The 26,015-nt window shown below is 71.7% G+C and carries 24 protein-coding genes; 22 read left to right on the forward strand and 2 right to left on the reverse strand.

The window, feature by feature from the left end; translation table 11 throughout:
- Positions 1-5: 5 nt before the first annotated feature.
- The 5 genes from pyrF to EDF19_RS09740 are packed head-to-tail and all read left to right on the forward strand — an operon-like array spanning position 6 to position 5,327.
- Positions 6-890, forward strand: coding sequence for an orotidine-5'-phosphate decarboxylase (pyrF, locus tag EDF19_RS09720; RefSeq protein WP_260217075.1), 885 nt, complete (start codon positions 6-8; stop codon positions 888-890).
- On the forward strand, positions 887-1,810 hold the full coding sequence (gene gmk / locus EDF19_RS09725) for a guanylate kinase (protein WP_395859840.1): 924 nt from the start codon (positions 887-889) through the stop codon (positions 1,808-1,810). Before pyrF ends, gmk begins: the two co-directional genes overlap by 4 nt.
- 27 nt (positions 1,811-1,837) lie before the next feature.
- Positions 1,838-2,101 carry a DNA-directed RNA polymerase subunit omega gene (rpoZ, locus tag EDF19_RS09730; protein WP_114849971.1) on the forward strand — a complete coding sequence of 88 codons (264 nt, stop codon included), beginning with the start codon at positions 1,838-1,840 and terminating at the stop codon, positions 2,099-2,101.
- Positions 2,102-2,106: 5 nt separating this feature from the next.
- The gene (gene metK / locus EDF19_RS09735; RefSeq protein ID WP_123680714.1) at positions 2,107-3,318 is read left to right on the forward strand and encodes a methionine adenosyltransferase; all 1,212 of its coding nucleotides are present in this window, start codon (positions 2,107-2,109) and stop codon (positions 3,316-3,318) included.
- An 8-nt stretch (positions 3,319-3,326) separates the two neighbouring features.
- Positions 3,327-5,327: a primosomal protein N' gene (locus EDF19_RS09740; protein ID WP_123680715.1), complete on the forward strand. Its 2,001-nt coding sequence runs from the start codon at positions 3,327-3,329 to the stop codon at positions 5,325-5,327.
- A gap of 238 nt (positions 5,328-5,565) precedes the next feature.
- Here EDF19_RS09740 and EDF19_RS09745 read toward each other — a convergent pair whose 3' ends face one another.
- On the reverse strand, positions 5,566-6,021 hold the full coding sequence (locus EDF19_RS09745; protein ID WP_123680716.1) for a DUF4383 domain-containing protein: 456 nt from the start codon (positions 6,019-6,021) through the stop codon (positions 5,566-5,568).
- A 96-nt stretch (positions 6,022-6,117) separates the two neighbouring features.
- On the opposite strand from EDF19_RS09745, the gene EDF19_RS09750 reads away from it, so the two are divergent.
- Together EDF19_RS09750 and EDF19_RS09755 are read left to right on the forward strand one after the other, a co-directional pair.
- The gene (locus tag EDF19_RS09750; RefSeq protein WP_123680717.1) at positions 6,118-7,053 is read left to right on the forward strand and encodes a methionyl-tRNA formyltransferase; all 936 of its coding nucleotides are present in this window, start codon (positions 6,118-6,120) and stop codon (positions 7,051-7,053) included.
- Positions 7,050-8,624 carry an RsmB/NOP family class I SAM-dependent RNA methyltransferase gene (locus EDF19_RS09755; RefSeq protein WP_260217077.1) on the forward strand — a complete coding sequence of 525 codons (1,575 nt, stop codon included), beginning with the start codon at positions 7,050-7,052 and terminating at the stop codon, positions 8,622-8,624. The genes EDF19_RS09750 and EDF19_RS09755 overlap by 4 nt, the downstream gene beginning before the upstream one ends.
- Positions 8,625-8,640: 16 nt before the next feature.
- On the opposite strand, the gene EDF19_RS09760 is transcribed toward EDF19_RS09755, so the two are convergent.
- Positions 8,641-9,294 (reverse strand): NAD(P)-dependent oxidoreductase, encoded by a 654-nt coding sequence (locus EDF19_RS09760; protein WP_123680719.1) that lies wholly within the window; start codon positions 9,292-9,294, stop codon positions 8,641-8,643.
- A 62-nt stretch (positions 9,295-9,356) separates the two neighbouring features.
- On the opposite strand from EDF19_RS09760, the gene EDF19_RS09765 reads away from it, so the two are divergent.
- The 15 genes from EDF19_RS09765 to EDF19_RS09835 all read left to right on the forward strand — a co-directional run bounded on the left by EDF19_RS09765 (position 9,357) and on the right by EDF19_RS09835 (position 25,872).
- On the forward strand, positions 9,357-9,959 hold the full coding sequence (locus EDF19_RS09765; RefSeq protein ID WP_123680720.1) for a TetR/AcrR family transcriptional regulator: 603 nt from the start codon (positions 9,357-9,359) through the stop codon (positions 9,957-9,959).
- A 47-nt stretch (positions 9,960-10,006) separates the two neighbouring features.
- Positions 10,007-10,666: a ribulose-phosphate 3-epimerase gene (rpe, locus tag EDF19_RS09770; RefSeq protein WP_123680721.1), complete on the forward strand. Its 660-nt coding sequence runs from the start codon at positions 10,007-10,009 to the stop codon at positions 10,664-10,666.
- Positions 10,667-10,725: 59 nt separating this feature from the next.
- Positions 10,726-10,989, forward strand: a complete 264-nt coding sequence (locus EDF19_RS09775; protein ID WP_111084162.1) for a phosphoribosyl-ATP diphosphatase — start codon at positions 10,726-10,728, stop codon at positions 10,987-10,989.
- 44 nt (positions 10,990-11,033) lie between these two features.
- Positions 11,034-11,873 carry an ATP phosphoribosyltransferase gene (gene hisG / locus EDF19_RS09780; RefSeq protein ID WP_123680722.1) on the forward strand — a complete coding sequence of 280 codons (840 nt, stop codon included), beginning with the start codon at positions 11,034-11,036 and terminating at the stop codon, positions 11,871-11,873.
- Positions 11,870-12,667, forward strand: coding sequence for an imidazole glycerol phosphate synthase subunit HisF (gene hisF, locus EDF19_RS09785; RefSeq protein WP_185022772.1), 798 nt, complete (start codon positions 11,870-11,872; stop codon positions 12,665-12,667). The genes hisG and hisF overlap by 4 nt, the downstream gene beginning before the upstream one ends.
- 25 nt (positions 12,668-12,692) lie before the next feature.
- Positions 12,693-13,094, forward strand: a complete 402-nt coding sequence (hisI, locus tag EDF19_RS09790; protein WP_123680723.1) for a phosphoribosyl-AMP cyclohydrolase — start codon at positions 12,693-12,695, stop codon at positions 13,092-13,094.
- Complete coding sequence (locus EDF19_RS09795) at positions 13,091-14,635, forward strand: anthranilate synthase component I (protein WP_123680724.1); 1,545 nt, start codon at positions 13,091-13,093, stop codon at positions 14,633-14,635. Before hisI ends, EDF19_RS09795 begins: the two co-directional genes overlap by 4 nt.
- Positions 14,632-15,321 carry a Trp biosynthesis-associated membrane protein gene (locus EDF19_RS09800; RefSeq protein ID WP_123680725.1) on the forward strand — a complete coding sequence of 230 codons (690 nt, stop codon included), beginning with the start codon at positions 14,632-14,634 and terminating at the stop codon, positions 15,319-15,321. Before EDF19_RS09795 ends, EDF19_RS09800 begins: the two co-directional genes overlap by 4 nt.
- Positions 15,318-15,557, forward strand: coding sequence for an HGxxPAAW family protein (locus tag EDF19_RS19110; RefSeq protein WP_185022773.1), 240 nt, complete (start codon positions 15,318-15,320; stop codon positions 15,555-15,557). The genes EDF19_RS09800 and EDF19_RS19110 overlap by 4 nt, the downstream gene beginning before the upstream one ends.
- 16 nt (positions 15,558-15,573) lie before the next feature.
- Positions 15,574-16,359, forward strand: a complete 786-nt coding sequence (trpC, locus tag EDF19_RS09810) for an indole-3-glycerol phosphate synthase TrpC (protein WP_123680994.1) — start codon at positions 15,574-15,576, stop codon at positions 16,357-16,359.
- A gap of 101 nt (positions 16,360-16,460) precedes the next feature.
- Complete coding sequence (gene trpB, locus EDF19_RS09815; RefSeq protein ID WP_123680727.1) at positions 16,461-17,675, forward strand: tryptophan synthase subunit beta; 1,215 nt, start codon at positions 16,461-16,463, stop codon at positions 17,673-17,675.
- Positions 17,672-18,466, forward strand: a complete 795-nt coding sequence (gene trpA / locus EDF19_RS09820; RefSeq protein ID WP_123680728.1) for a tryptophan synthase subunit alpha — start codon at positions 17,672-17,674, stop codon at positions 18,464-18,466. The genes trpB and trpA overlap by 4 nt, the downstream gene beginning before the upstream one ends.
- A gap of 99 nt (positions 18,467-18,565) precedes the next feature.
- Positions 18,566-19,561 (forward strand): prolipoprotein diacylglyceryl transferase, encoded by a 996-nt coding sequence (lgt, locus tag EDF19_RS09825; RefSeq protein WP_185022774.1) that lies wholly within the window; start codon positions 18,566-18,568, stop codon positions 19,559-19,561.
- Positions 19,562-19,756: 195 nt separating this feature from the next.
- Positions 19,757-24,361, forward strand: coding sequence for a glutamate synthase large subunit (gene gltB / locus EDF19_RS09830; protein ID WP_395859848.1), 4,605 nt, complete (start codon positions 19,757-19,759; stop codon positions 24,359-24,361).
- Positions 24,362-24,414: 53 nt separating this feature from the next.
- Positions 24,415-25,872, forward strand: a complete 1,458-nt coding sequence (locus EDF19_RS09835) for a glutamate synthase subunit beta (protein WP_123680729.1) — start codon at positions 24,415-24,417, stop codon at positions 25,870-25,872.
- Positions 25,873-26,015 lie beyond the last annotated feature (143 nt).

The following is a 26,015-nucleotide window of genomic DNA, read 5'->3' on the forward strand; positions in this document are numbered from 1 at the left end:
CGAGCGTGGACACGACCCGGTCGGGAGGCACGGCCTCCTTCGGCGTCCGCCTCGCGGCCGCCATGGGGGAGCGTTCACCCCTCTGCGTCGGCATCGACCCCCACGCCGCCACCCTGGCGGCGTGGGGCCTCGGCCGCGACGAGCAGGGTCTCACCGCCTTCGGTGCGACCCTGGTCGACGCGGCCGTCGGCCGCGCCGCGATCGTGAAGCCGCAGATCGCCTTCTTCGAGGCGGCGGGGGTGGCGGGCTACCGCGCGCTCGACGCGACCATCCGTCGTGCACGCGATGCGGGCCTCCTGGTCGTCGCCGACGTGAAGCGGGGCGACATCGGGTCCACCGGTGACGACTACGCGCTCGCCTGGCTGGACCGCGACGGGCCGTTCGCGGCCGACGCGATGACGGTCTCGCCGTACCTCGGCTTCGGGTCGCTCCGGGGCACGATCGACGTCGCCCGCGAGAACGGTGCCGGCGTGTTCGTGCTCGCGGCGACGAGCAACCCCGAGGCCCGCGTGCTGCAGACCGCCGTGCTGGCCGAGGGGCCGCGTGCCGGACGGTCCGTCGCTGCCGGTATCGTCGTGGACGTGGCAGACGACAACCGGGCCGCGGGCGATCGAGCCCTCGGCGACGTCGGGCTCGTGCTCGGCGCGACCCTCGACCTCGACGACTTCGGCATCGACGCGGCGGACATCGGTTCCGCGCCGATCCTGGCTCCGGGCTTCGGTGCCCAGGGTGCCCGGATCGAGGACCTCCGAGCGCTGTACGGCGCCCGCGCCGACCAGGTGCTCGTGAGCGAGTCCCGCGGGCTCCTCGCCGACGGCCCCGACGGCGTCGCTGCCCGGATCGCGGACCGCGCCGAGCGCATCCGCACCGCGCTGGGATCCGCCGCGTGACCGACGACCGGCCGGACCTGCCCGCGCACCGCACCCCACCGGAGGTCGACCGTGTCGCCGCCGCACAGGCCGCGGTGGCCGCGCGACGCGCCCGGGCCGCGGTGAAGGCCGCGATCGCGTCGGGGGAGCGCTCGGCCCTCGAGGTCGCGCGTTCCGCCTGGGACGACTCGCTCGTCGAGACCACGTCCGCCGAACGGTCCCTGCGCGTGCGGGACCTGCTCGTCAGCCTGCCTGGCATCGGCCCGGCGCGCGCCGAGTCGATCATGGGCACCCTCCGCATCGCACCGTCGAAGCGGCTCGGTGGCCTCGGCACCCGGCAGCGGGTCGCCCTGGCCGACTGGCTCGCCGCCCGGGGCCGGAAGCGCGGGTCGTCGAAGCTCGTCGTCCTCGCCGGCCCGACCGCGGTCGGCAAGGGCACCGTCAGCGCGCACATCCGCGAGCAGTACCCGGACGTCAACCTCAGCGTCTCCGCGACGACCAGGAAGCCGCGCCCCGGCGAGGTCGACGGCGTGCACTACTACTTCGTCGACGACGCCGAGTTCGACCGGATGATCCGCGACCGCGAACTGCTCGAGTGGGCCACCGTGCACAACTCGTACCGGTACGGCACCCCGCGGCCGCCGATCGACCGTGCGCTCGACGCCGGCGAGAAGGTCATGCTCGAGATCGACCTGCAGGGCGCCCGGCAGGTCCGCGACGCCATGCCCGAGGCCGTGCTCGTGTTCCTGCTGCCCCCGACGTGGGAGGAACTTGTGCGCCGGCTGATCGGCCGCGGCACCGAGTCACCCGAGGAACAAGCGCGCCGACTCGACACCGCGAAGGTCGAACTGGCCGCCCAGGACGAGTTCGACGTCCGGATCGTGAACTCCGATGTCGGCACCGCGGCACGTGAGGTCGTAGACTTGTTCTCTGCGCCCTGACGGGTGCACCGACTTCGAGGAGACACCATGGCCAACCCCCAGGGCATCATCGACCCGCCCATCGACGACCTGCTCAGCAAGGTCGAGTCGAAGTACGCGCTCGTCATCTTCGCCTCCAAGCGTGCGCGCCAGATCAACGACTACTACGCCGACCTGCACGAGGGCTCGCTCTTCGACAACGTCGGCCCGCTCGTCGACTCGACGATCGACGACAAGCCGCTGTCCGTCGCGCTCCACGAGATCAACGAGGACAAGCTCACCGTCACCAAGCAGCAGCAGCCCTCCGACTGATCCCGGTGACTGCAGCTGCTCTGCGCCTCTTCACGTCCGAGTCGGTGACCGAGGGGCACCCCGACAAGATCTGTGACCAGATCTCGGACAGCATCCTCGATGCGTTGCTGACGGTGGACCCGAACGCTCGTGTCGCCGTCGAGACCATGGTGACCACCGGGCTCGTGCACGTCGCGGGCGAGGTCACGACCTCCGGCTACGTGGAGATCCCGAAGATCGTCCGAGACGTCATCACGGGCATCGGGTACAACTCGTCCGAGGTCTCCTTCGACGGCCACACCTGTGGTGTCGAGGTCTCGATCGGTGCGCAGTCGCCGGACATCGCCCAGGGCGTGGACGAGTCGCTCGACTCCCGCTCCGGCGCCGTCGACCCGCTCGACCGCCAGGGTGCCGGCGACCAGGGCATCATGTTCGGGTTCGCGACGAACGAGACCCCCGAGTACATGCCCGTCGCGATCTGGCTGGCACACCGCCTGGCCGAGCGACTGGCAGCGGTCCGCAAGTCCGGCGAGCTGACGTTCCTGCGTCCCGACGGCAAGACCCAGGTCACCGTCGGGTACGACGGCGTCGTCCCGAAGACCGTCGAGACCGTGGTCCTGTCGACGCAGCACGCGCCGAGCGTCTCGCTCGAGCAGCTCACCGCCGACATCACCGAGCACGTGATCCGTCCGGTGCTCGACCTGGTCGACCTCGACTCGTCCCACGTGGACGTCATCGTGAACCCGACCGGTCGGTTCGAGATCGGTGGCCCCCAGGGCGACGCCGGCCTCACCGGTCGCAAGGTCATCGTCGACACCTACGGCGGGGCATCCCGTCACGGTGGCGGTGCGTTCAGCGGCAAGGACCCGTCGAAGGTCGACCGCTCGGCCGCGTACGCCCTGCGCTGGGTCGCGAAGAACGCCGTCGCGGCGGGCCTCGCCGACCGGCTCGAGGTCCAGGTCGCCTACGCGATCGGCCGCGCGGCGCCCGTCGGGCTCTACGTCGAGTCGTTCGGCACCGGGCACGTCGACGACGCCACGATCGAGGCCGCGATCCGTCAGGTGTTCGACCTGCGCCCGGCCGCGATCATCCGCGACCTCGACCTGCTCCGTCCGATCTACGCGCAGACCGCGACGTACGGGCACTTCGGCCGTGAGCTCCCCGGGTTCACCTGGGAGCAGCTCGACCGTGTCGAGGAACTCCGCGCCGCCGCAGGACTCGTCGCCGCAGCCGTCTGAAGCACCGCGTGACCACCGTCGCGCGCGTCGTCCTCGACTCGCCGCTCCCGCAGTTGGACCGTCTGTTCGACTACCGGGTGCCGGCCGAGCTCGAGGACGACTGCGTTCCGGGCGTCCGCGTGAAGGTGCCGCTCCGCACCGGCGCGCGGATGTCCGACGGCTACGTCGTCGAGATCGTGTCAGAGGGCGAGTACCCTGGCGAGCTCAGCCAGATCGAGACCGTCGTGTCACCCGTGCCGGTCCTCGCGCCGGAGATCTGGACGCTCGCCCGGGCGGTGGCGGACCGGGCAGCCGGCGTCGCGTCCGACGTGCTCCGGCTCGCGGTGCCGACCCGGCAGGTCCGTGCCGAGAAGGCCTGGCTGGGCCGGGACACCGCATGGTCGCCCCCGCCGGTGACCGCCCCGCCCGTCACCGGCTACGCCGACGGCGTCCTGGAGGCACTGGTCGCGGACCGCGGACGTGCTGCGGTCGCCGCCGTGCCCCACCCCGTGGCCCTGGCCGGCCCCGCGGACTCCGGTGCCGCCGGCGAGCCCGTCTGGGTGCCCGGGTGGGCCGCCACGCTGGCGCAGGCCGCCGCGCACACCCTGGCCGCCGAGCGGTCCGCCGTGATCGCCGTCCCCGACTTCCGCGACGTCACCGATCTCGAACGGGCACTCCTCGCGGTGCTCCCGCCCGAGCGTGTCGTCCGGTTCGACGCCAAGCAGACGAACGGGCAACGGGCCAAGGCGCTCCTGCAGGCCCGGACCCACGCGGTCGTCGCGATCGGGAACCGTGCGGCGGTGTACGCGCCGGCGACCGACCTCGGGCTCATCGCGATGTGGGACGACGGGGACGCCTCGTTCATCGAGCCGCGGGCGCCGTACGTGCACACGCGCGACGTCGCCCTCGTCCGAGCCGCGCAGTCCGGTGCCGCCCTGCTGTTCGTGTCGCACGCGCGGAGCACCGACGTGCAGCGCCTCGTCGAGCTGCACTGGTTGCAGGACGTCACGCCGTACCGGGTGAAGACCCCGAAGGTCATCCCGACGGTGCAGCAGACCGGTGCCGAGGGCTACGCCGCACAGGCACGCATCCCCAGCTCGGCGTGGCGCGCCGCACGACAGGCGAGTCAGCACGGCCCGGTGCTCGTGCAGGTCGCCAGCCCCGGCTTCGGCACCGGACTCGTCTGTGCCGAGTGCGGGGAGCGCGCGCACTGCCGGGTCTGCGGCGGACCGCTCGGCAGCCCGCACCGAGGCGCCACGCCCGAGTGCCGGTTCTGCGGCGCACTCGCGGTCGGGTTCCGCTGTCCGACGTGCGGCAACGGCACCGTGAAGCCCGTCGGGCAGGGGGCGCAACGCACCGCGGACGAACTCGGCCGGGCGTTCCCGGGGACCCGGATCGTCGTCGCCGACGGGTCACGCCCACTCGACGAGGTGCCCGCGAAGCCCTCCGTCGTCGTCGCCACCCGCGGTGCCGAACCGTCCGTGCCGGGTGGCTACGCCTGCGTCCTGCTGCTCGACGGCGAGAAGATGCTCGCCCGAGAAGGCCTCCGGGTGCAGGAGGACGTGCTGCGGTTCTGGACCAACGCGGCCGCGAAGGGCGCTCCCGGCGCCGAGGCGTACCTCGTCGGCATCGGCGGGAAGCTCGCGACGGCGATGGCCCTGTGGCGGCTCGACGGCCCGGCGCACGACGAACTCACGGACCGCCGCGAGCTGCACTTCCCGCCGGCCGTCCGGGTCGCGACGATGACGGGCACCGACGAGGCCGTCACCGCGGCGGTCGAGGCCCTCGAAGGTGCGACCGTCGGACCGGTGCTCGGCCCCGTCCCGGTCGAGGACGACGCGCTGCCCGGTACCGTGCGTGCGATCGTGCGCTTCCCGTACGCGCACGGCGCCGAGGTCGCGGCGACCCTGAAGGCCGAGGTGATCCGGCGGTCGTCCACCAGGCGGGTGCTCAAGGGCGGGAACCGGCGCCGAGCGGCCCCGACGCTGCGGGTCCGACTCGACGACGCCGAGCCGTTCACCGAGGTCTGACCCAACCGTCTGTCGGACCGACGTGTGCGGGGCGGAGCTGCGCCGTGCCTCCCGGCCCGCATGCGTGAGCATGTTGCGACGTTCCACGCGTCGATCGACTCGTGTTCTGTCGGACGATGCGCACGGGACCGATGTGTGTGCACCTTCCGACGAACCACGCGTCGATCTCCTCGTGGATCGTCGCAGAAGGCGCGTCCCGCGGCCCGCGCCCCGCAGCGCCCGCGCCCGCCGCGCCCCGTCAGGCGCCGACCGGGCGCCGACGCTCGCGCGGGAACACGATGCCGAGCGCGACCATGCCGACCGCGAGCACGAGGTGCAGCCAGTTGTCGGCCCAGTTCAGCGGGACGAAGTTCGCGCCCGACATGTGCCCGGCGGTGAAGAGCCCGTAGACCCACAGCACGAAGTAGACGACCCCTCCGATCACGAGGTACATCCGCGACCCGGTGGCGTACCCGGCGGCGAGCAGCCCGACGACCCCGAACAGCAGGTGCACGACGTTGTGCAGCACCGACACCTGGAAGAGCCCGAGCAACATCGCCATCGAGCCGTGACCAGCGCCGCCCAGGTCGCCGGTCGTCAGCCCGGGGACGAACCCGGCGATCCCGACGAGCAGGAAGACGATGCCCACCAGGAGCGCCACCTTCTGGATGCTGGAGCCTGCGTAGCGGTTGGTGGACGACGTGACGTCGGACATGGGAACCCTCCTCGTTCGGTGGCGCCGACCGTACCCAGGTCCTCCCGGCCCGGTTCGGGTCAGTCCGCGGAGCGCGCTCGTGGGAGGATCGAACCCATGCGTCTCGTCGTCGCCGGCAGCCCCGCTGCGGCCGTCCCCACCCTCCGCCGTCTGGCGGCGTCCGAGCACGAGATCGCCGCGGTCCTGACCCGTCCCGCCACGCCGCAGGGCCGGAAGCGCGTCCTCACCCTGACGCCGGTCGCGCAGGCCGCCGCGGAGCTCGGCCTCCCCGTGATCGAGGCGTCCCGGGTGGACGACGCAGTCACCGCCCAGCTCGTCGCACTCCAGGTCGACCTCGGCGTCATCGTCGCCTACGGGGCACTGCTCCGTCGCCCGGCCCTGGACGCGCCGCGCCTCGGCTGGATCAACCTGCACTTCTCCGACCTGCCGGCGTACCGCGGTGCCGCGCCGGTGCAGCGTGCCGTGATGGCGGGGGACTCCCGCACCGCGGCCGCCGTCTTCCAACTGGTCGAGGCCCTCGACGCCGGCCCGGTGTACGCCGCCGACCCGTTCGACATCGACCGGGAGGCCACCTCGGGCGAGGTCCTCGCCGCCATGGCCGAGTCCGGCGCCGACACGGTCGCCCGGGTGGTCGACGCGATCGCCGCCGGCACCGCCGTCGCGACCGAGCAGACCGGTACCCCGACCCTCGCGCCGAAGCTCACGATCGACGACGGCCGCATCGACTTCGCCGCACCGGCAGCGGTCGTGCACGCTCGCCTGCGTGGCGTGACGCCCGAGCCCGGCGCGTACGCCCACCTCGGCGACACCCGCGTGAAGCTGCTCCGCAGCAACCGCCTGCCAGGAGGCACCGCGGACCCCGCCCCGCAGCTCACGCCCGGCGCGCTCGCACTCCACGGCGGTCGGCTGCTGGTCGGGACCGGTGACACTCCGCTGGCGCTGCTCGAGGTGCAGCCTGCCGGCAAGAAGGCGATGGACGCCGCAGCCTGGGCCCGTGGCCTCGGCGAACTCGACGGGAAGGTCCTCGCATGAGCCCCCAGACGAAGCCCCAGGGAGCCCGCCGCGGCGCACGTCCGGCGAACGCCCGTCGAGTAGCGTTCGACGTGCTCCGCGCCGTGCAGGTCGACGACGCCTACGCAAACCTGCTGCTGCCGTCGCGCATCCGCCGTGCCGGCCTGACCGCCCGTGACGCTGCCTTCGCCACCGAGCTCACCTACGGCTCCATCCGGATGCTCGGCCGGTACGACGTCATCATCGCGCTGGCCTCCGGTCGACGCGCGGAGAACATCGAGGCCGACGTGCTCGACGTGATGCGCCTCGGTGCCCACCAGTTGCTCGCGATGCGCACCCCGACGCACGCCGCCGTCGACGCCACGGTCGAGCTCGCCCGCGAGGTCGGGGCCCGCCGCGCCACCGGGTTCGTGAACGCCGTGATGCGCAAGATCGCCGCCCGCACCGACGAGGAGTGGGACGCCCAGATCACCGAGGGCCGTGGCGGCGACGCCTTGCTCGCGACCCGGTGGTCGCACCCGGTCTGGGTCGTCTCGGCCCTCCGCGACGCACTGGCCGCCGAGCGTTCCCGCGACGAGCTCGCGGCCCTGCTCGCCGCGGACAACGCCGCGCCCCGGGTGCAGCTCGCCGCGCTGCCCGGGCTCGCCACCGACGAGGACATCGCCACCGCGACCGCGCGCACGGTGCCGGAAGCAGATGACGACGCCGATGCCGCGTTCGCCGACGCGACCGGCGCGGCCGACGCACCGGCGGCCCTGGTGCCCGTCGACGACGAACCGGAGGCCGACGGCGCGACCGGCACCGTGCCTCCCGTCCGGACCGCCGACCCCGTGGCGGAGGCGGACGCCCTGCCGGTCTCGCCCGTCGGGATCCGGGGCATCTCCGGCGACCCCGCGCGCGTGCCGGGCGTCGCTGCCGGACGCCTGCGCGTGCAGGACGAGGGCTCCCAGCTCGCCGCCCTCGCGCTGAGCCGCTCGTCCGAGGTCCGCGCGGGGGAGCGCTGGCTCGACATGTGCGCCGGCCCCGGCGGCAAGGCCGCGCTGCTCGCCGCCGAGGCGCAGCAGGGCGGCGCGACCCTCGTCGCGAACGAGCTCGTGCCGGCGCGTGCCGGACTCGTGCGGAACGCCCTCGGGGTGTTCGGCGACCACGTCCGCGTCGTCGAGGGCGACGCCCGGCGCTACGGCCGCGACGGCACCGGGATGACCTTCGACCGCATCCTGCTCGACGCGCCGTGCACCGGCCTCGGCGCGCTGCGTCGCCGTCCGGAGGCACGCTGGCGGAAGACCCCCGAGGACGTCCAGGAGCTCGCCGCCCTGCAGACCGAGCTGCTCGATGCCGCGGTCCGGGTGCTCGCCCCGGGTGGGACGCTCGCCTACGTGACGTGCTCGCCGCACCTGGCCGAGACACGCGGGCAGGTCGACGCGCTGATGGGGCGGCACGGGGGAGTGCTCGAGCAGCTCGACACCGCGACGATCGTGCGCCACGTCGCCGCGCGCGACCCGGAGATCGCGGACGGGAACACGGCGCAGCTCTGGCCGCACCGGGTCGGGACGGACGCGATGTTCATCGCGCTGTTCCGTCGCGTCGGCTGAGCGGGTCGCTCGCCGTTCAGGCCCGTCGCCGGTAGGCGCTGCCGTCGCACGTGTGCACGGCCGTGTCGTCGAACAGGGCGCGCAGGTTGTACGTGGCGCAGTCCCGGAACGTGCCGATGCTGATCCACCGCGCCGACCGGCGGAGCTCGCCCTTCGTGGGACCGTCCGAGCCGATGCCGGCCCGGTGGACGGTCCAGGCGATGTCCTGCGCTTCGGCGTCGAGGTAGCGCATGACCGCCTCGTTGTCCGCGTGCTGGCCGCGGTAGTCCCGCGCGAGCGTCGACCGGACGACGCGGAGCACGGGGGCGAGCCGCTTGCCGGGAGGGGCGCTCAGCCCGCCGGCCTGGTACAGCAGGCGCCGGGTGCCGTTCCGACGCATGGCCGGGACGAGGGCGCGGACGAACTGCGTGTTGACGAGTCGCTCGCGTTGCGCGGCGACGTCCCCGAGCATCACGACCACGCCCGTCACGCCGTCGAGCAGCGCGTCGAGGTCGAGGTCGCCGGTGACCGAGCCCTGCACGACCTGCAGGTCGTCGTGCGGGACGGGCAGCTTCGACGGCGTCCGGACGACGGCGCGGACGCGGTGACCGGCGTCGAGCGCGAGCCGGGTGAAGTGCTGGCCGGTCTGGCCGGTCGCGCCGAACACGAGGAGGGTCTGATCTGGAGGCATCTGGTCAAACTAGGCGTCGCCTAGAAAATAGTCAATGCCTAGTTCGGGTCTAGGATGTCCTCATGACGGAGCGGCCCTTCCACCACGGGAACCTGCGGGCGGTGCTGCTCGACGAGGCCGTCGCGGTGCTGCGGGAGTCCGGGGTCGACGGACTCTCGCTCCGCGACCTCGCCCGTCGCGCCGGGGTCAGCCACGGCGCTCCCCGGAGCCACTTCGTCGATCGGCAGGCGCTCCTCGACGCCCTCGCCGAACTCGGCTTCGACCGGCTGACCGCTGCCGTGCGCCGGGCGCTGTCCGGTGCCGACGGGGTGGACGACCGGTTCCGTCGGGTCGCCCTGGCGTACGTGGACTTCGCGATCGACGACGCGGCGCTGATGGACCTCATGTTCCAGGCGAAGACGACCGGCCGACCCGGGCCGGTACAGGCCGCCGCGGAGTCGCTGTTCGCGGTGCTCGAGGGTGCCGTGGGAACCGTGGCGGCAGGCGACGACGGTCCGGACGCCCGACTGCTCTTCGAGCTCCTGTTCGCGGCGACCATGCAGGGCATCGCCACCCTGGTCGTCTCGCGCCGGATCGACCGGGCGCAGGGCGAACGGCTCGTCGACGCCGCGCTCGGGACGATGCTCGGCTCGGAGCTCGGCACCCGGGTGGTCGGCGCCCGCTGACGTCGTCGCGGAGCGGCTCGGCAGGCTCGCGCCGGTAGGCTTGCCGGGTGACGATCCGCATCTCGCCGAGCATCCTGTCCGCCGACTTCGCGAACCTCGAGCGTGAGCTCCACCGCATCGAGACCGCCGACCTGGTGCACGTCGACGTGATGGACAACCACTTCGTGCCGAACCTGACGCTCGGGCTGCCGATCGTCGAGCGCCTGCAGCAGGTGTCGCCGGTGCCGCTCGACGTGCACCTCATGATCACCGACGCCGACACGAACGCGCCGAAGTACGCCGAGACGGGCGCGTCCAGCGTGACCTTCCACTTCGAGGCCGCGGACGACCCCGTCGCGACGGCCGCCGCGATCCGCTCGAACGGTGCCCGTGCCGCCGTCGCCGTGAAGCCCGGCACCCCGATCACGCAGGTGCTGCACCACCTCGACGCCTACGACATGATCCTGCTCATGACGGTCGAGCCGGGCTTCGGCGGCCAGTCCTTCATGCCGTCCGTCATGCCGAAGCTCGCCGACGCCCGCGCGGCCGTCGACGCCTCCGGTCTGGACGTCTGGCTCGAGGTCGACGGCGGCATCTCGGTGGACACCGTGCCCGAGGCCGTCCGCAGCGGCGCCGACACGCTCGTCGCGGGGTCGGCCGTGTACGGCGGCGAACCGGCCGCGCGGATCACCGACCTGCGCGAAGCGGCCGCCCGGGCCCGCGCGTGAGTGCGCCCCGTCCGGACGGTACGTCGGCGGCGTCGGCGGAGACCGGTAGCCTGGTCGGCGTGAAGACGTTCGACGACCTGTTCCAGGAGCTCACCGAGAAGGCGCGCACGCGCCCCGAGGGCTCCGGCACCGTCGCCGAACTGGACGCCGGCGTGCACCAGATCGGCAAGAAGATCGTGGAAGAGGCCGCCGAGGTCTGGATGGCGGCCGAGTACGAGGGCGACGAGCGCACCTCGGAGGAGATCTCCCAGCTCGTGTACCACCTGCAGGTCCTCATGGTCGCGAAGGGGCTGTCCCCGGCGGACATCTGGCGACATCTCTGATCCGCTGATCAGCCGCCGACCCTCCACCAGAAAGCAGACCCCTGATGCTCCGCATCGCCGTGCCCAACAAGGGTTCACTGTCCGAGACCGCCTCCGAGATGCTGCGAGAGGCCGGGTACGCCGGTCGCCGCGACCCGAAGGCGCTGCACCTGCTCGACGAACGCAACGGCGTCGAGTTCTTCTTCCTCCGCCCGCGTGACATCGCGACGTACGTCGGTTCCGGCGCGCTCGACGTCGGCATCACCGGGCGCGACCTGCTGCTCGACTCCGGTTCCGAGGCGCACGAGGTCGACGCGCTCGGGTTCGCGGACTCCACGTTCCGGTTCGCCGGCACACCGGGCAGGTACACGACCCTCCAGGACCTCGACGGCGTCCGTGTGGCGACGAGCTACCCGGGCCTGGTGGGGGACTTCCTCGCGAAGCACGGGGTGACGGCCACGCTCGTGAAGCTCGACGGTGCGGTCGAGAGCGCCGTGCGCCTCGGTGTCGCCGATGCCGTCGCCGACGTGGTGTCGACGGGCAGCACGCTCCGTCAGGCCGGCCTCGAGATCTTCGGCCCGGTGATCCTCGAGTCCACCGCGCTCCTGGTGTCCACCGACGAGACGATCCCGGGCATCGAGGTGCTGCGTCGCCGGCTGCAGGGCGTCCTGGTCGCGCGCGGTTACGTGATGCTCGACTACGACATCCCGACCGACCTGCTCGAGCAGGCAACCGCGGTGGCGTCGGGCATCGAGTCGCCGACGGTGTCCCCGCTGCACGGTCGTGACTGGTCCGCCGTCCGGGTGATGATCCCGCGCGAGGACGCCAACCTCATCATGGACGCGCTCTACGACCTCGGTGCGCGCGCCATCCTCGTCAGCCCGATCCACGCCGCACGCCTGTGACCGCCGCGTCCGGCACCGGCACCACCGCGCTCGGCGGGGTGTCGATCCGCGTCATCCCGTGCCTGGACGTCCAGGGTGGCCGGGTGGTCAAGGGCGTGAACTTCCTCGACCTGCAGGACGCCGGCGACCCGGTCGAACTCGCGGCGCGCTACTACGAGCAGGGCGCGGACGAGCTGACGTTCCTCGACGTCGGTGCCACGGTCGAGAACCGCTCCACGATGTACGACACGGTCACCCGCACCGCCGAGCAGGTCTTCATCCCGCTCACGGTCGGTGGCGGCGTCCGTTCCGTCGACGACGTGTCCCGGCTGCAGCAGTGCGGCGCCGACAAGATCGGCGTGAACAGCGCGGCGATCGCCCGTCCCGAGCTCGTCGGTGAGATCGCCGACCGGTTCGGCGCGCAGGCGGTCGTGCTCTCGCTCGACGTGAAGCGTTCCGACCGGATGCCCTCCGGGTTCGTGGTCACCACGCACGGGGGCCGCACCGAGTCCGACCTCGACGCGATCGCCTGGGCGCAGGAGGCGGTCCAGCGCGGTGCGGGGGAGCTGCTCGTCAACTCGATCGACGCCGACGGCACGAAGAACGGGTTCGACCTCGACCTGGTGGCCGCGGTGCGGTCCGTCTCGTCGGTCCCGGTCATCGCCTCAGGAGGCGCGGGTCGGCTCGAGCACTTCGCCCCGGCCGTCGACGCGGGAGCGGATGCCCTCCTCGCCGCGTCCGTCTTCCACCGTGGCGAGATGACCGTGGGGGACGTCAAGGGCGCGCTGCGCGCGGCCGGCCACGCCGTCCGCTGATCCGTCGCCGTAGGCTAGGAGTCTCATGACCGACAGCACCAGCTCCAGCACCGACGCGGTCCTCGACCGTGCACGCTTCGGTGCGGACGGGCTGCTCCCCGCCATCGTGCAAGAAGAGTCCTCGAAGGACGTCCTCATGCTCGGCTACATGGACCGGGAAGCGCTCCGACGCACCCTCACCGAAGGGCGTGTGACCTTCTGGTCGCGGTCGCGGAACGAGTACTGGCGGAAGGGTGACACCTCCGGTCACGCGCAGTACGTGCGCGGTGCGGCGCTGGACTGCGACGACGACACGCTCCTCGTCACCGTGCAGCAGGTCGGGGCGGCGTGCCACACCGGTGCGCACCGGTGCTTCGACGTCGACCCGCTCGCGCCCGTGACGGCGTCCGCGCCGGACGGCACCACGGCAGTGGAGGCGACCCGATGACCACCGCGACGATCTCGGACGCGCCGCACACGACCTCCAGGCCGGAGTTCGACACGCTCCTGCCGGACCACCGCGTGATCCCGGTGGTCCGCGCGCTCTACGGCGACAGCGAGACGCCCGTGGGCGTCTACCGCAAGCTCGCGGACGGCCGTCCCGGTTCGTTCCTGCTCGAGTCCGCCGGCCAGGGCGGCCTGTGGTCGCGCTGGTCGTTCGTCGGCGTGCGCAGCTTCGGCGTGCTCACCCAGGACGGCGACCGTGCCGCGTGGATCGACACCGGCATCGACGCGGCCCGCGCCGTCGGGTCGCTCGAGGGCGAGCCGCTCGAGGTCCTGGCGCGCCTGCACGAGCGCTGGGCCACCCCGCGGGTCCCAGGTTCGCCGCCGCTCGTCGGTGGCACCGTCGGGTTCATCGGGTGGGAGGCCGTTCGGCAGCTCGAACACCTGCCGAACGTCCCGCCGGCCGACTTCGACGTGCCCGGCCAGGCGCTGTCCTTCGTGTCCGAGCTCGCCGCCCTCGACAACCGCACCGGGCTCGTGCTGCTCGTCGCGAGCGTCCTGAACGACGGCACCGACGACGCCGAGACGCTGTGGGCCGACGCGCAGGCCCGGCTCGACCGCATGCAGGCCGACCTCGTGCAGCCCTCCGTCGCCACGGTGGCCGAGGCGTTCGAGATCGCCGAGCCGACCCCGACGTACCGGTCGACGGCGGCCGAGTACATGGCATCGGTGGAGCGCTCGAAGGAGTTCATCCGCGACGGCGACGTGTTCCAGGTCGTCATCTCGCAGCGCTTCGACCACGAGGTCACGGCCGACCCGCTCGACGTCTACCGGGTGCTCCGGACGCTGAACCCCAGTCCGTACATGTACTTCCTCGCCCTGGCGGACACCGCCGACGAGCGCTTCTGGATCGTCGGCGCATCACCGGAGGCCCTGGTCAAGGTGCAGGGTGGCCGGGCCATCACGCACCCGATCGCCGGCTCCCGTCCGCGGGGCGCCACGCCCGAGCAGGACGTCCGATTCGGCGACGACCTGCTCGACGACCCGAAGGAGCGCGCGGAGCACCTGATGCTCGTCGACCTGGCGCGCAACGACCTGCAGAAGGTCTGCGAGCCCGGGTCCGTCGCGGTCACCGAGTTCATGACGGTGGAGCGGTTCAGCCACATCATGCACCTGGTGTCGAGCGTCGAGGGCGCGATCCGCCCGGACGCCTCGGCGATCGACGTGTTCCGGGCGACGTTCCCGGCCGGCACGCTGTCCGGCGCGCCGAAGCCGCGCGCGCTCGAGATCATCGACGAGCTCGAGCCCGCCACGCGCGGCGCGTACGCCGGGGTGGTCGGGTACTTCGACTTCGCCGGGGACGCCGACATCGCCATCGCGATCCGCACCGCCCTGATCAAGGACGGCATCGCCCGGGTGCAGGCCGGAGCCGGCCTCGTCGCCGACTCCGACCCGGCCACCGAGCACGAGGAGACGATCAACAAGGCGGCGGCCCCGCTCCGTGCGGTCGCCACCGCCAACCGGATGCGCGAGGTCCGCTCGTGAAGCGCTCCCGCCCGATCGTCGTCGTCGCCGGGCTCCTGGTGGCCGGCGTGATCATGCTCGCGTGGACCCAGACGTGGTTCACCGTGCACCTGCACGCCGGCGCTGCCGTGACGTCCCGGGTCGAGGCCGACGGCGCCGCCGTCGTGCCCCAGTACACCGCGCTGGCCATCGCGAGCCTGGCGCTGTTCCTCGCGATGACGATCGCCGGCCGCGTGCTGCGCGTCGTGCTCGCGTGCGTCGAGGTCCTGCTCGGCATCGGCGTCGTGGTCAGCGGCATCACCGCGCTCGGTGACCCCGTCGCCGCGGCGAAGGGCGCCGTCGGCGAGGTCGCCGGTGTCAGCGACCTCAGCGCGGTGCGCCGGGTCGTCTCGGGGGTCGACGTCACCCTCTGGCCGGCCATCGGGATCGCGGGCGGTGTGCTCGCCGTGCTGCTCGGCATCGTCGTGATCGTCGTGCAGCGCTCGTGGCCCGGTCCCAGCCGGAAGTACGGTGCCGCGACCGCCGGCGCCGCTGCGGACGCCCGTGCGAAGGCACCGGTGGAGCGCGACGCCGTCGTGGACTGGGACGACCTCAGCGCCGGGGTCGACCCGACCGACGGGCCGACCGTCGAGCCCACTGCCGGCACGGTAGGATCGGATGGGCGTCGGTCGACCGACGACGCCGGAGCAGAACGAGGAGCACCGTGAGCAACACTGAGCCCGCAGAACTCGGCGAAGGCCACTCGCCGGCCGCCTGGACCGCCGTCGTGATCATGCTGATCGGATTCGCGGCAGGCACGCTGTTCTTCTGGTTCGACCAGCCGTGGGGCGTCGTCGCCTCCGCAGTCGTCGTGGTGATCGGCCTCATCGCCGGTGCCGTCATGGCGAAGGCCGGCTACGGCGTCAACGGTCCGAAGTACGTCGCCAAGCACCACGCCGAGTAGGTCCCCGATGCCGAACGTGCTCGAGACCCTCGTCGCGGGCGCGCTCGAGGACGCAGCAGCCCGTCGTCTCGACCGTCCTTACGCGGACGTCGAACGTGACCTCGACCGGGTGGCGTCGCCGCTCGACGCGCTCGCGTTCCTGAGCCCCGGCGATCGGGTGAAGATCCTCGCCGAGGTCAAGCGCGCCAGCCCGTCCCGCGGGTCGATGGCCCCGATCGAGGACCCGGCAGCACTGGCGGCCGACTACGAGCGCGGTGGTGCGTCGACGATCAGCGTCCTGACCGAGGGGCGCAAGTTCCTCGGCAGTCTCGCCGACCTCGAAGCCGTCAAGGCCCGCGTCGGGATCCCGGTGCTGCGCAAGGACTTCATCGCCGACCCGTACCAGGTGATCGAGGCCCGGGCCTCCGGCGCCGACGTCGTGCTGCTCATCGTGGCGGCCCTCGACCAGCCCCGGTTGGTCGAGCTGCACACCCTGGCGGAAGAGCTCGGCATGCGCGTCCTGGTCGAGGCCCACTCCGGGGACGAGGTCGCGCGCGGCCTCGACGCCGGAGCCCGGATCCTCGGCGTGAACGCGCGGGACCTGACGGACTTCTCGCTGGACCGCGACCTGTTCGGCTCGCTCGCCGACCGGATCCCGGACGGCGTCGTCCGCGTCGCCGAGTCCGCCGTCGCCGGCCCCGAGGACGTCGCCCACTACCGTGCTGCGGGTGCCGACGTCGTCCTGGTCGGTGAGGCACTCGTCACCGGTGCCGACCCGGCCGCCACGCTCGCCTCGTTCATCGCCGCCGCCGACCGCGGCTGAACGACCCACCCGCATCGAGGCCGCCGACCGCGGCCGAACGATCCACCCGTCCGGCGCCCGGCCCCAGCGGCCGGCGTCGGGCTCGTCCCGGGAAGACCATCGTGACCTCACTCCGCGACCTGCACGGCCCGTACTTCGGCGACTTCGGCGGACGCTTCGTCCCCGAGTCCCTCGTCCTCGCGCTCGACGAGCTCGAGGCCGCCTTCCGCCAGGCCTGGGCGGACCCGGCGTTCCGCGCCGAGCTCGACGAGCTCCAGCGTGACTACACCGGCCGTCCGTCGATCATCACCGAGGTGCCGCGGTTCGCGAAGCACGCCGGCGGTGCCCGGGTGATCCTCAAGCGCGAGGACCTCAACCACACCGGGTCGCACAAGATCAACAACGTGCTCGGGCAGGCCCTCGTCGCCCGACGGCTCGGCAAGACCCGCCTGATCGCGGAGACCGGTGCGGGACAGCACGGCGTCGCCACGGCGACCGCTGCCGCGCTGTTCGGGATGGACTGCGTCGTGTACATGGGCGCCGTGGACACCGAGCGCCAGGCGCTCAACGTCGCCCGGATGCGCCTGCTCGGCGCCGAGGTGATCCCGGTCGAGACCGGTTCCCGCACGCTGAAGGACGCCATCAACGAGGCCCTGCGCGACTGGGTCGCCAACGTGGACTCCACGCACTACCTGCTCGGCACCGTCGCGGGACCGCACCCGTTCCCGGAGATGGTCCGCGAGTTCCACAAGGTCATCGGCGAAGAGGCCCGGCAGCAGGTCCTCGACCGCGTCGGCCGACTGCCGGACGCCGTCGCGGCGTGCGTCGGTGGTGGCTCGAACGCGATGGGCATCTTCGAGGCGTTCCTCGACGACGAGTCGGTGGCGCTGCACGGCTTCGAGGCCGGTGGCGACGGCATCGAGACCGGTCGGCACGCGGCGAGCATCACGCTCGGCCGCGAAGGCGTCCTGCAGGGCACGAAGTCGTACCTGATGCAGGACGAGGACGGCCAGACCATCGAGAGCCACAGCATCTCCGCCGGGCTCGACTACCCGAGCGTCGGCCCGGAGCACGCCTACCTGGCCTCGATCGGCCGAGCGAAGTACGAGCCCATCACCGACACCGAGGCGATGGAGGCGTTCCGCCTCCTCAGCCAGACCGAGGGCATCATCCCGGCGATCGAGTCCTCGCACGCCCTCGCCGGCGCGATGAAGCTCGGCAAGGAGCTCGGCCCCGAGGGGGTCGTGCTCGTGAACCTGTCCGGCCGTGGTGACAAGGACGTCGCGTCCGCCAGTCGCTACTTCGGCATCCTCGACGAGAACGCGGTGCAGCTGTGACCACGAACCGAACGGTCGCGACGACGATCGACACCGCCAACGCCGAGCGCGCGGGGGCCGTCGTCGGCTACCTGCCCGCCGGCTACCCCGACGTGCAGACCAGCGTCGACGCAGCGGTCGCCCTCGCCGAGAACGGCGTCGACGTCATCGAGCTCGGCCTGCCGTACTCCGACCCCGTGATGGACGGCCCCGTCATCCAGCGCGCCGCTGAGGAGAGCCTGGCGAACGGCTTCCGGGTCGCACAGGTCTTCGACGCGGTGCACCAGATCACCGAGCGCGCCGACGTGCCGGTCCTGGTGATGACGTACTGGAACCCGGTGCTCCGCTACGGCGTCGACCGGTTCGCCGACGACCTCGTCGCGGCCGGTGCCGCCGGGCTCATCACGCCTGACCTGATCCCGGACGAGGCCGCAGAGTGGATGGCCTCCTCCGAGCGCACCGGACTCGACCGGGTCTTCCTGGCCGCGCCGTCGTCGTCCGACGTCCGCATGCGGCAGGCGGTCGAGGTCAGCCGTGGCTTCGTGTACGCCGTGTCGACGATGGGCGTCACCGGCGCCCGAGCCGGCGTGGACGTCGCCGCGCGGACCGTCGTGTCCCGCCTCCGCGACGCCGGCGTCGAGCGCACCTGCGTCGGCCTCGGCATCTCGACGGCCGACCAGGTCGCCGAGGTCCTCGAGTACGCCGACGGCGCGATCGTCGGCTCCGCGTTCGTCCGAGCACTGGCCGACCTCGGTGTCACCGGTGTCGCGGACCGCGCCGCCGAGCTCACCGCCGGCGCCCGCCGCCCCTAGTCCAGTTCCTGGCCGGGTCGCGACCCGCGCTACAGTGAGCGGGGCCGACGCCACGTCGACACCGCGCCCCAGTCAGTACCGAAAGGCGACAGCACCTCCATGCCCCTCCTGAGCATCCCGAGCCCGAGCACCGCCTGGCAGTACTTCGACCTGACCGCCTGGCTGCGCGACGTGTTCGGCTGGTCGCTGCCGCTCGACTTCCGCATCCACGCCTACGCGATCTGCATCCTGCTCGGGATCGTCGCCGCGGTGATCCTCGCGAACCGCCGCCTCAACGCGCGTGGTGTCGAGCGCTGGATCATCATCGACATCGCGATCTGGGCTGTCCCTGCCGGCATCATCGGCGGCCGGCTCTTCCACGTGTTCACGCACGTGTCCGACTACTTCGGCCCGGGCATCGACCCGTTGTCGTTCCTCTACATCTGGGAGGGCGGCCTGGCGATCTTCGGCGCGCTCATCCTCGGGTCCGTCGGTGCCTGGATCGGCTGCCGACAGGTCGGGCTCCGGTTCACGTCCTTCATCGACGCGGTCGTCCCCGGGGTCCTGCTGGCCCAGGCCTTCGGCCGCCTCGGCAACTACTTCAACCACGAGCTCTTCGGCATGCCGACGAGCCTGCCGTGGGGTCTGCAGATCGAGTCCTCGAACGCCGCGTTCCCGAAGGGCCTGCCCGAGGGCACGCTGTTCCACCCGACGTTCCTCTACGAGATCATCTGGAACGTCCTCGGCGTCGTCGTGATCCTGCTGCTCGACCGCAAGTTCACGCTGCAGTGGGGCCGCGTCCTCGCGCTCTACCTCATCTGGTACGGCCTCGGCCGCTCGTTCCTCGAGTCCATCCGCGTCGACACGAGCGAGACCTTCGCGGGCATCCGCACGAACGTCTGGATGTCCTTCGCCGCGATCCTGCTGGGTCTCATCATCTTCATCGTGCAGACGCGACGGCACCCGGGCCGGGAGCCCAGCCCCTACCTGCCGGGCCGCGAGCCGCGTCCGAAGTCCGATGTAGACTCGGACGACACCTTCTCGGAGCACGACGACGACGCAGCAACGACCGCCGCGGACTCCGATCCGGTCACCACCACTGCCGATCACGCGTAGGAAGCACCCCTCCTTCGAGACCACCGGTCTCGCGCGGCAGAAGCAGCAGCAGCACCAGCACCAGCACCAGAGCAGCAGCACACCACCAGGCCCCCGCCACAAGCGGGGCACGGGCACCAGTCCCGCCCGCTCGGGCGGAACGCACCACCGGGCCACCGCTGTCCCTGTTCCACTTCCTCGTGAGGACGGTTCCCCATGGCGCTCCAGCCACCCCAGTCCCCGGCCACGAATTCCCTCGTGCCGCCGCACCGTCGGTTCTCGGCGATCCCGGACGCCCAGGGCATGTACGACCCGGCGAACGAGAAGGACGCCTGCGGCCTCGCCATGGTGGCCACGCTCCGTGGCACGCCCGGGCACGACATCGTCGACGCGGCGCTCGGTGCGCTCCGGAACCTCGAGCACCGTGGTGCCGTCGGGTCCGACGCGGGCACCGGTGACGGCGCGGGCATCCTGTGCCAGGTACCGGACGAGTTCCTGCGCGCCGTGGTGCCGTTCGAGCTGCCGGCGGCGGGGGAGTACGCGGTGGGGACCGCCTACCTGCCCGTGAACGAGGACGACCGTCACGCGGTCAAGGGCGCCGTCGAGCGGCTCGCCCGTGAAGAGGGCCTGAAGGTCCTCGGGTGGCGTGAGGTCCCGGTCCGCCCCGACGTGCTCGGCACCCTGGCCCGTGCCGCGATGCCGGCGTTCGAGCAGCTGTTCGTCGCGTCGATCCGGCACGACGTCCACGGCGCCGCGTGGAGCGGCATCGCCCTGGACCGCCAGGCCTTCCGTCTCCGGAAGCGCGCCGAGCACGACAACGACCTCTACTTCATGTCGCTGTCGAGCCGCACCATGGTCTACAAGGGCATGGTCACGACGCTCCAGCTCGAGCCCTTCTACCCCGACCTCAGCGACGAGCGCTTCGCCTCCAAGCTCGCGATCGTGCACTCGCGCTACTCGACGAACACCTTCCCGTCGTGGCCGCTCGCGCAGCCGTTCCGGACGATCGCGCACAACGGTGAGATCAACACCGTGCGCGGCAACCGCAACTGGATGCGGGCGCGGCAGTCCCAGCTCGAGAGCGAGCTGCTCGGGGACATGGCGCCCCTGCTGCCGATCGTCAGCCCCGGCGCGAGCGACTCGGCCTCGTTCGACGAGGTCCTCGAGCTCCTCACCCTGACCGGCCGGTCACTGCCGCACGCGGTGTCGATGATGGTGCCGGAGGCCTGGGAGAACCAGGTCGGGATGGACGCCGAGCTCCGCGCGTTCTACGAGTACCACTCGATGCTCATGGAGCCGTGGGACGGTCCGGCCGCGATCACCTTCACCGACGGCTCGCTCGTCGGTGCGACCCTCGACCGCAACGGACTGCGCCCCGGCCGGTTCCTCGTGACCGACGACGGCCTCATCGTGATGGGGTCGGAGACCGGCGTCATCGACGTGCCCGCCGAGAAGGTCGTCCGCAAGGGCCGACTGCGCCCCGGCCGGATGTTCCTGGTGGACACCGAGGCCGGTCGCATCATCGAGGACGACGAGGTCAAGCAGGGCCTGGCGTCCTCCGGACCGTGGGGTCAGTGGCTCGACGAGGGCCGCATCAACCTGAACGACCTGCCGGAGCGCGAGCACATCGTGCACACCCCGGCCTCGGTGACCCGTCGTCAGCGTGCGTTCGGCTACACCGAGGAAGAGGTCCGGATCCTGCTGCGCCCGATGGCGCAGGCCGGTGCGGAGCCCCTCGGCGCGATGGGTTCGGACACCCCGATCGCGGTGCTCTCCGAGCGTCCGCGCCTGCTGTTCGACTACTTCACCCAGCAGTTCGCCCAGGTGACGAACCCGCCGCTCGACTCGATCCGCGAGCAGGTCATCACCTCGATGGGCATGGGGCTCGGCCCGGAGCGCAACCTGCTCTCCGCCGGACCGGAGCACGCCCAGCAGATCACGCTCGACTTCCCGGTCATCGACAACGACCAGCTCGCCAAGGTGCAGCACTTCGAGACCGCCTCCGGTCGGCACCTCACCGTGACGATCAAGGGCCTGTACCGCGTCGACGCCGGCAAGAAGGCGATGCAGAAGCGCATCGCGGCCGTGTGCGACGAGGTCGACGCCGCCATCGAGTCGGGCAAGCAGTTCATCGTGCTGTCCGACCGCGACGGCAACGCCGAGCAGGCACCGGTCCCGAGCCTGCTGCTCCTGGCCGCGGTGCACCACCACCTCATCCGCACCGAGCAGCGCATGAAGGTCGGTCTGATCGTCGAGGCCGGTGACGTGCGCGAGGTCCACCACGTGGCCACGCTCATCGGGTACGGCGCCTCGGCGATCAACCCGTACCTGGCGATGGAGACCTGCGAGAACCTCGTCCGTGCCGGCATGATCACCGGGATCACCCCGGAGCAGGCCGTCAAGAACGTCATCAAGGCGCTCGGCAAGGGCGTCCTGAAGATCATGTCGAAGATGGGCATCTCGACGGTGTCGAGCTACGCCGGCGCACAGGCGTTCGAGGCGGTCGGGCTCAGCCAGGAGTTCGTCGACAAGTACTTCACGGGCACCTCGTCGATCCTCGGCGGCGTCGACATCGACGTCATCGCGAAGGAGAACGCCGAGCGGCACGCACAGGCCTACCCGCAGGACGGCGCGGTGCTCTCGCACGAGCGCCTGCAGACCGGCGGCGAGTACCAGTGGCGCCGTGAGGGGCCGCCGCACCTGTTCAACCCGGACACCGTCTTCCGTCTGCAGCACGCCACACGTGCCCGTCGGTACGACATCTTCCGCGAGTACTCGAGCGCGGTGGACGACCAGTCCGAGGCGTTGATGACCCTGCGCGGGCTGTTCCGCTTCAAGAACGGCGTGCGGAAGCCCGTCGCGCTCGACGAGGTCGAGTCGATCGAGTCGATCGTGAAGCGGTTCAACACCGGGGCGATGTCGTACGGCTCCATCTCGAAGGAAGCCCACGAGACCCTCGCGATCGCGATGAACCGGCTCGGCGGCCGCTCCAACACGGGTGAGGGCGGCGAGGACGTCGACCGTCTGCTCGACCCCGAACGGCGCAGCGCGATCAAGCAGGTCGCATCCGGGCGCTTCGGTGTCACGAGCATGTACCTGACGCACGCCACCGACATCCAGTTGAAGATGGCGCAGGGTGCGAAGCCCGGCGAGGGCGGACAGCTGCCCCCGGCGAAGGTCTACCCGTGGGTCGCCAGGACCCGGCACGCCACGGCAGGCGTCGGGCTCATCTCACCGCCGCCGCACCACGACATCTACTCCATCGAGGACCTCAAGCAGCTGATCTTCGACGTCAAGCGCGCCAACCCGGCCGCTCGCGTCCACGTGAAGCTCGTGAGCCAGTCCGGGATCGGTGCGGTCGCCGCCGGCGTGACGAAGGCCCTGGCCGACGTCGTGCTCGTGTCCGGCCACGACGGCGGGACGGGTGCGTCGCCGCTGAACTCGCTCAAGCACGCGGGCACGCCGTGGGAGATCGGCCTGGCCGAGACCCAGCAGACCCTGATGCTGAACGGCATGCGCGACCGTGTGGTCGTGCAGGTCGACGGCCAGATGAAGACCGGCCGCGACGTCGTCGTGGCGGCGCTGCTCGGCGCCGAGGAGTACGGCTTCGCCACGGCACCGCTCGTGGTGGAGGGCTGCATCCTGATGCGGGTCTGCCACCTCGACACCTGCCCGGTCGGCGTCGCGACGCAGAACCCGGAGCTCCGCAAACGGTTCTCGGGGAAGCCGGAGTTCGTCGTGAACTTCTTCGAGTTCATCGCGCAGGAAGTGCGTGAGCTGCTCGCCGAGCTCGGGTTCCGCACCCTCGACGAGGCCATCGGACAGACGAACGTGCTCGACGTCGACCGTGCCGTCGAGCACTGGAAGGCGTCGGGGCTCGACCTCGCGCCGGTGCTCAAGGGACCGCACTTCGAGGACGCCGAGCCCCGCCGGCACCACCGCGAGCAGGACCACGAGCTCGAGCAGCACTTCGACGTGCAGCTCATCCAGCAGACCGCCGACGTCCTCGACCACGGCGGATCGATCGCGCTCGACCTGCCGATCCGGAACACCGAGCGCGCCGTCGGCACCATGCTCGGGCACGAGGTCACGAGGCGGCACGGCGAGCACGGCCTGCCGAACGGCTCGATCGACGTGACCCTGCGGGGCTCCGCCGGACAGTCGCTCGGCGCCTTCATGCCCGCGGGCATCACGCTCCGGCTCATCGGCGACAGCAACGACTACGTCGGCAAGGGCCTGTCCGGCGGGCAGATCATCGTGCGTCCGGACGCCGGTTCGGGCTTCGACCCGGCCGAGAACGTCATCGCCGGCAACGTGATCGGGTACGGCGCGACCCAGGGCACCATGTTCATCCGCGGCATCGTGGGCGAACGGTTCCTGGTGCGCAACTCCGGTGCGACGGCCGTGGTCGAGGGCGTCGGTGACCACGCGCTCGAGTACATGACCGGTGGTCTCGCGCTCATCCTCGGCGAGACCGGGCGGAACCTCGGCGCCGGCATGTCCGGTGGCACCGCGTACGTCAGGGGCCTGCGCGAGGAGCACGTGAACACGGACGCCCTCGCGACGGGCGAACTGCGGCTCGAGCCGCTCGACAGCGCCGACGTCGAGATCGTCACGGACCTGCTCGGCCGGCACGCCGAGGAGACCGGGTCGACCCTGGCGGCCGACCTGCTCGAGTCCGGCGAGCTGAGCGACTTCGTCAAGGTGCTGCCGCGGGACTACGCCGCGGTGCTCGAGACCCGCCAACAGGCCGTCGACGAGGGGCTCGACCCCGACGGCGACATCGTCTGGAACAGGATCATGGAGGTGACCGGTGGCTGAGCGTCACGCACGTCCGGAACAGGCAGCGCCCAACACGACCTCGGAGGTGACCGGTGGCTGACCCCAAGGGATTCCTGAAGGTCCAGGAACGCGAACTGCCCGCACGGCGCCCCGTGCCCGTCCGGCTCATGGACTGGAAAGAGGTCTACGAGCAGCAGGAGTCCGGCGCGCTCAAGCGCCAGGCCGGTCGCTGCATGGACTGCGGTGTGCCGTTCTGCCACCAGGGCTGCCCGCTCGGCAACCTGATCCCGGAGTGGAACGACCTCACCTGGCGCGGCGAGGGCCGACAGGCGATCGAGCGGCTGCACGCGACGAACAACTTCCCGGAGTTCACGGGTCGGCTCTGCCCGGCACCGTGCGAGTCGTCCTGCGTGCTCGGCATCAACCAGCCACCGGTGACCATCAAGCAGGTCGAGGTCTCGATCATCGACGAGGCGTTCCAGAAGGGTTGGGTCACCCCGCACCCGCCGGAGCGCCTGACCGGCAAGACGGTCGCCGTCGTGGGCTCCGGTCCCGCCGGACTCGCGGCCGCTCAGCAGCTCACCCGTGCCGGCCACACCGTCGCGGTCTACGAGCGCGACGACCGCATCGGTGGCCTGCTCCGCTACGGCATCCCGGACTTCAAGATGGAGAAGCGCCAGATCGACGCCCGCCTCGCCCAGATGCAGGCCGAGGGCACCCGGTTCCGTGCCGGCGTCGAGATCGGCCGCGACATCACGTGGGACGACCTGAAGTCCCGCTACGACGCGGTCGTGGTCGCGACGGGTGCCACGGTTCCGCGCGACCTCCCGATCCCGGGCCGCGACCTCGCCGGTGTGCACTTCGCCATGGACTACCTCGTCCAGCAGAACAAGGCGAACGCCGGCACCACGGTCGACAACCAGCTGACGGCCGAGGGCAAGCACGTGGTCGTCATCGGCGGCGGCGACACCGGCGCGGACTGCATCGGCACCGCCCACCGACAGGGTGCGCTCAGCGTGACGAACCTGGCGATCGGCAAGCAGCCGCCGCTGGAGCGTCCCTCCGAGCAGCCGTGGCCGATGTTCCCGACCGTGTTCGAGGTCACCAGCGCCCATGAAGAGGGCGGCGAGCGGCACTTCCTCGCCTCCACCGTCGAGTTCCTGGCGAACGAGGCCGGCGAGGTCCGCGCACTGCGGGTCGCCGAGACCGAGTACCTCGACGGCCGCCGGGTCCCGAAGGCTGGTTCGGAGCGCGAGATCCCCGCGGACCTCGTCCTCATCGCGATGGGCTTCACCGGTCCCGAGGCGGACACGATCGAGCCGCAGCTCGGTCTGCCGACGACGGTGTCCGGTGCGCTCGAGCGCCGTGCCGACTACGCGACCAACGAGGCCGGCGTGTTCGTCGCCGGTGACGCGGGCCGCGGCCAGTCGCTCATCGTCTGGGCGATCGCCGAGGGGCGCGCCGCTGCGGCGAAGGTCGACGAGTACCTCGAGGGCTCGACGATCCTGCCGGCACCGGTCAAGGCGACCGACCGCGCGATGTCGATCTGATGACGAACACCCACCACCAGATGCTCACCCTCCCGTGAGCGAGAGGCCACCAGCACTCGGTAGGGTGCTGGTGGCCTCGCTTCGTTCCGCGCGGCCCCACAGCGCGGAAACCCAAGCACCATCCACCACATCGAAGGAATCCA

Origin of the sequence: Curtobacterium sp. PhB115, assembly GCF_003752025.1 — a bacterium.
GTDB lineage: Bacteria > Actinomycetota > Actinomycetes > Actinomycetales > Microbacteriaceae > Curtobacterium.

Bases quoted from the DNA above. Each gene is read 5' to 3' on its own strand.
- EDF19_RS09755 (WP_260217077.1), top strand. From the start codon at position 7,050: ATGAGCCCCCAGACGAAGCCCCAGGGAGCCCGCCGCGGCGCACGTCCG.
- hisG (WP_123680722.1), top strand. From the start codon at position 11,034: ATGCTCCGCATCGCCGTGCCCAACAAGGGTTCACTGTCCGAGACCGCC.
- gltB (WP_395859848.1), top strand. From the start codon at position 19,757: ATGGCGCTCCAGCCACCCCAGTCCCCGGCCACGAATTCCCTCGTGCCG.
- lgt (WP_185022774.1), top strand. From the start codon at position 18,566: ATGCCCCTCCTGAGCATCCCGAGCCCGAGCACCGCCTGGCAGTACTTC.
- EDF19_RS09745 (WP_123680716.1), bottom strand. From the start codon at position 6,021: ATGTCCGACGTCACGTCGTCCACCAACCGCTACGCAGGCTCCAGCATC.
- EDF19_RS09760 (WP_123680719.1), bottom strand. From the start codon at position 9,294: ATGCCTCCAGATCAGACCCTCCTCGTGTTCGGCGCGACCGGCCAGACC.
- EDF19_RS09795 (WP_123680724.1), top strand. From the start codon at position 13,091: ATGACCACCGCGACGATCTCGGACGCGCCGCACACGACCTCCAGGCCG.
- rpoZ (WP_114849971.1), top strand. From the start codon at position 1,838: ATGGCCAACCCCCAGGGCATCATCGACCCGCCCATCGACGACCTGCTC.
- hisI (WP_123680723.1), top strand. From the start codon at position 12,693: ATGACCGACAGCACCAGCTCCAGCACCGACGCGGTCCTCGACCGTGCA.
- EDF19_RS09750 (WP_123680717.1), top strand. From the start codon at position 6,118: ATGCGTCTCGTCGTCGCCGGCAGCCCCGCTGCGGCCGTCCCCACCCTC.
- EDF19_RS09765 (WP_123680720.1), top strand. From the start codon at position 9,357: ATGACGGAGCGGCCCTTCCACCACGGGAACCTGCGGGCGGTGCTGCTC.